The organism is Thiolapillus sp. (assembly GCF_048562965.1).
Taxonomy (GTDB): domain Bacteria; phylum Pseudomonadota; class Gammaproteobacteria; order Chromatiales; family Chromatiaceae; genus Thiolapillus; species Thiolapillus brandeum_A.
The window spans coordinates 1-755 of sequence record NZ_JBHNMF010001248.1; the positions used below are offsets into that span (position 1 = coordinate 1).

The window sequence follows — 755 nt, forward strand, 5'->3', positions numbered from 1 at the left end:
CACCGGCATGATCATCAAACAGTTCGGATTTCTTAATGTACTGCATCACTGTCTTCGGGTCTTTGTGGCGGGAAACCTCCATCATCTTAAATAAGCTGGCACGATTCATGGCAGCACTGGTTAAGAAGCCAGAACGCAGGCTGTGACCCGCGAAATCATCAGCATTCAGACCCGCTTGTGTCGCCCACTTTTTAATAATCAACGCCACACTGTAGGCGGAGAGGGCAGTAGTACCCACTTTCCCACCTTTATAGACCCGCCGAAAAATGGGGCCACTTTCTATGGCAGACAGTTTGAGCCAATGATCCAAAGCTTGAATGGGGCAATAGTGATCGGCTTGTATGATGGGAACCGTATCACCCATGCCTTCCTGGTCAGTTTTTGATTTCCTGATGCTGACGATCAGCCCCTGTTCTTTCCTTTCAAGGTCATCAACCTGAATGGATACCAACTCTGATCGGCGAAAAGCACCGGAAAAACCAAGTAACAGCAGTGCGCGATCACGGGCTCCTGCCAGGGTATCCACGTCAATGGGGTCAACCATGGCGCGGATACGTTCAGCTATAGCGGGTTCCTTCGCATTTGGAACTGTGCCATGTACACGTCTAATGCCGGCAAATGTGCCTTTGACCAGTTCACTGTTGGTAGGCGATTCAAGATCTGCCATGCGATGCGCCAGTCGAATAGCCGCCAGCCGACGACGTAAGGTGGCGGGAGACTTGCCCTGGTCAGCTTCTGATGAAAGAAACATGGCC

1 protein-coding gene is annotated in these 755 nt (G+C 51.3%); it reads right to left on the reverse strand.

The features are described from left to right. A partial coding sequence (locus ACOCD2_RS23590) for a site-specific integrase (RefSeq protein WP_419626253.1) occupies positions 1 to 755 on the reverse strand: 755 nt, incomplete at both ends.